This is a genomic window from Flavobacterium sp. FlaQc-30, assembly GCF_044005885.1.
Lineage (GTDB): Bacteria > Bacteroidota > Bacteroidia > Flavobacteriales > Flavobacteriaceae > Flavobacterium.
The window spans coordinates 1-241 of record NZ_JBIPCO010000058.1; the positions used below are offsets into that span (position 1 = coordinate 1).

At 32.8% G+C, this 241-nt stretch carries 1 pseudogene; it reads right to left on the minus strand.

Features of this window, described 5'->3' with window-relative positions:
• Positions 1-241, minus strand: a pseudogene (locus ACHRV0_RS21730) (hypothetical protein); the annotation flags it as partial.

A 241-nucleotide genomic window follows, 5' to 3' on the forward strand; every position in this document is an offset into this window, starting at 1 on the left:
ACTGTACCTTCTGATTTAGTAACAAAATTGTTTAAAACATTTGTTACTGCTGGATTGTTTATGATTGTTTCAAAATTAGTTGCAACATCGCCTACTACATCAATAGTAACATTGTCTCCTGCCTCATTTGCATAAGTATAGGTTCCGTTATTGTTGTTTGTTATTGTTGTAACCGTTTCTTTTGCGTCTACAAATTGAGTCAATTCAGTTACAAACTTAGGATCGCTTAAAATTGTGCTTG